This window comes from Kitasatospora sp. NPDC059571 (genome assembly GCF_042735675.1).
Lineage (GTDB): Bacteria > Actinomycetota > Actinomycetes > Streptomycetales > Streptomycetaceae > Kitasatospora.
Map to the genome: position 1 here is coordinate 11,582 of NZ_JBHWBW010000060.1, position 2,791 is coordinate 14,372.

Consider the following 2,791-nt stretch of genomic DNA (forward strand, 5'->3'; position numbering starts at 1 on the left):
AGTGGCAGCCCCGCGTGCGCGCGCCGGGCCTACAGAAGCGGCGCCCCGCGCCCGGGGGGGGGGGCCTCTCGTCGTCTCCCGATCTCAGTTCGACAGACGACCGGCTCATCGAGCCCAGAGCCAGCCGCGCCTGCCGAGACGAGGTGGAGCCGGCCGCGTGAACGTCGCCGAACTCCTGCGGCTATGTGCAGGCCGAACACGACGGACCGCGGCACGTGCCGATGGCCTGCCTGAGCAGATCGACCAACCCCCCGGCCGGCGCGCTGCCGGCGGCGTCCGTGGGCGGCGACAGCCGGTCGGCCCCGGCCGAGACGTGCTCGGCGGGACGACGGGGACGAACGCGGCCCCGTCGAAGTTGGGCCGACCGGCTGCGTGCGGCTACTTGAGCGGCGTGCCGCCCGCGTTGTGGTACGCGATCGTCTTGTTGATCAGGTTCCCGCCGTCGGTCTCGGGCGTGGTCTGTTCCTGCCAGCCGGCGCCGAACAGGATGCCGCCGACGTGTGCGTCCGCCGCCTGGCTCAGGTGCGAGAAGAACCAGTCGACCTTGTCGTCCTTGTAGTGGTTGGGTGTGTTGTTCTGCGCCATGTTGCCCAGGGGGACCTGCCACAGGACCACCGGCTTGCCCACGGACTCGGTCATCGTCTTGTAGAACCCGAGCGCGGCGAAGCCCTTCTGGTCGTTCCAGTAGGTGTCCTTGCTGCCGTGGGCGGGCAGCGCGTACCAGCCCGCGTCGCGGTCCGTCACGTCGGTGACCAGGAAGTCGGCGTTCTTCGCCCCGAGGTCCGCGTAGTCCTTGACGCACTGCGGGGTGTTCTGCTGCCAGTCCCAGCAGGTGAGGTGCAGGCCGATGCCGGTGTTCGGCGCGTACTTCTGGCCCATCGAGATCAGGCATTGGGCCAGGCCGGCGGCGCTGTTCTCCTGCGATCCGCAGTCCGTCGGATTCGCGGCCTTGACCTGCGCGGCGACCTGGTGCGGGTTGCCGAGCGACCGGACGTAGCCCCAGAAGTCGGGCTCGAGGTCGATCATGTCGTGCGAGGTGCCGATCTTCTGGAGGAAGAAGCGGTAGTCGTTCAGGTAGCGGGTGAGCAGGTCGGCCCGGTTGATGGCCTGGACCTCGCCCGGACCGTCGCCCTGGCCCGCCGCGTCTCCGAGGTCGCGCAGCGAGTACCAGGTCCAGAGGTTCTTCTGCGGGCGCGACTTGCCCTGGTAGGTCATCTTGGTCGCATTGGCGTCCTTGTAGGTGATGAACGTGCCGGGCGCCGTGGTGTCACCGGTCCAGCAGCCCCACCAGCCCGACCACGCGGCATTGCAGCGCGAGGCCGTGTAGTAGTCCGACGAGGGCGCGGGCTGGCTGTGCACATAGCTGTACCGCACGTCGAACGGCGCGGCGCTCGCCGAGGCGTCGGACATCGAGCCGCCGATGAGCATCGTGGTGCTGCCCATGAGGGTCTTCGCCGGGCTGCCCCCGCCGGCCGTAGGCGCCGGCGGCGGCGAGGCCGGGCGGGTGCTGGGGGCCTGGCTCGCCGGAGCGCTGCCGGCCGGCTTGGTGGGCGTGGCGGTGCTGCCGGAGCCGCCCGTGTTGCCGCCGACCGGGACGAGCTGCCACTGCTGCTGGGGGCCGTTCCAGTCGTGGTACTGGGCGAGATGGGCCCCGCTGGTCTTGGAGCCGCCCGGGACCTCGACGGCCATGTTGCTGAAGCGGTTGATCAGACGCACGTAGCCGTCCGACGACTTCTCCAGGTGGAACTGCTGGTTGGCGCCGTTCAGGTCGCGCCACTGCACCAGCCCGGAGCCTTCGGTCTTCGACCAGCCGTAGTCGTCCAGCACCTTGCCGGAGTTCCGGTTCTGCAGCCGGTAGTTCCCGTCACCGGAGTCGATGAACTTCCACTGCTGGTTGGTCCCGCCGGTACGGCTCCACTGCCCCAGCGGAGAGCCGTCGTACGTGGCGTACTCGAGGGCATCCAGCGACTGGCCGGTGCTGCGGTTGACCAACGTGTACCAGGCGTTCGTGTCCACGGTTCCCGCTGAGGCCGTGTTGACCACGACCACGGAGCCGCCCAGGACCGCCAGGCCGACGGCTGCCCAGAAGCTCCGGCGCTGGTACAGCCGTCGGCCACGATGCGTCTGCCGCCGCCCCGGAACGGCCGAGCGGAACGACGCGCGACCACGGCGGGCGCGGCCGCCGGGCGACGCCTCCGGCGACGTGGATGGGCGAGGGAACATATCGATGCTCTCTTTCAGCCGTTGCCTCTGACCAGACCGCCTGTCCGGACACCACCCAGTTGCCACCGCCCCCGGGAAGGTTGCCGCGGACCGCGAAGATTTTTTCGGGCATCGCGCGGCGGCCGGCGATCACGTCGTCGGGCGGGGGGAGCGAGGGCCGGGGCGAAACTCAGCCGACGCGCCATCATCACACCGGAGGACGTGGGGCCCGTCGTGCGCGCGGTACTCGACCGTGAGCTGACCGGCGCCATCGCCCGACTCGACCGGTAACCACGGGCTGGGCAAGGTGCCCTGCAGCTCGCGAGGCCGGCAGAGTACTCGCGCACGTGCTCCCTCGCCGGCGTGGTTCAGCCGACGCCCAGCCGTGCGCTCCGCGCAGGTCGGGACGGGTGTGAACCCCGGCGGACGGCGTTCGGGAGAATTGGAAGGCGCGTTGGGGGCAACCCTCACGAGTTCGGATCTCGTATCCTCCGCAGCTGGAAGGGGGGGGGCCGCGCCCGGCGGGGCCGCCGCAGCAAGGGGGGGGGGGGGGCGGCCCCGCCGGCGCCGCCCGCGCGCGGTGAGACCA

At 70.9% G+C, this 2,791-nt stretch carries 1 protein-coding gene; it reads right to left on the reverse strand.

The features are described from left to right. Positions 1-378: 378 nt before the first annotated feature. Positions 379-2,016 (reverse strand): RICIN domain-containing protein, encoded by a 1,638-nt coding sequence (locus ACFV0G_RS10180; protein WP_380544693.1) that lies wholly within the window; start codon positions 2,014-2,016, stop codon positions 379-381. Positions 2,017-2,791 lie beyond the last annotated feature (775 nt).